The organism is Schlesneria paludicola DSM 18645, from assembly GCF_000255655.1.
Classification (GTDB): Bacteria; Planctomycetota; Planctomycetia; order Planctomycetales; family Planctomycetaceae; genus Schlesneria; species Schlesneria paludicola.
Window position 1 is genome coordinate 1 of the sequence record NZ_JH636434.1, and the last position, 625, is coordinate 625.

General features: G+C 53.9%; 1 pseudogene. It reads right to left on the reverse strand.

The window, feature by feature from the left end:
• Nucleotides 1-157: 157 nt before the first annotated feature.
• Nucleotides 158-310: pseudogene (locus OSO_RS52410) on the reverse strand (transposase); the annotation flags it as partial.
• Between the last annotated feature and the right edge of the window lie 315 nt (nt 311-625).

The following is a 625-nucleotide window of genomic DNA, read 5'->3' on the forward strand; positions in this document are numbered from 1 at the left end:
AATCCAAGACCGGCGTTCAGCCACCGTTCTCGGCCACTTTTTTTTTGAGCCAATCGAGTTCGACCTTCAGTCGACCGATCTGCTCATAGAGCTCTGCGGAACTCGGCTCGTCTGTCGCCGCCTTCTTGGCCGATGGCGACTCAAACACGCCCATCGCTCCCTCCAAGAGTTGCTTCTTCCAGAGCGCAATCTGCGTCGGGTGGACCTTGTGCAATGAGGCCAACTCGCTCACTGTCTTCAGGCCACGAATCGCATCCAAGGCCACCTTCGCCTTAAATGCCCCATCGAATATTCGCCGCTGCCGAGGCATCGTTTTCTCTCCGAGTTGTGCTCGCCACGATGCCTCTTGTTTTCACCTTTTCAAAGCCGTTTTTCCATCTAAGCCGGTGGTCCGAAAAACGGGGTCCACTTCACCACTTATATCTCACAACACCTTGACCCAAGTTCAAGCGGCGCTGGAATCCTCAACTAGAGGGCAGGTAGGCGGCGTACGGTTATGTCCTGCCATCTTCACCCGCTCGCCTCGTTTACTACACTATAAATGAGTACGGGGTATTACTGACTCATGCGACATGAGATCGCTAGAGAGCATTTCATAACCGCCTCATTGTAATGAGCGCGCAGG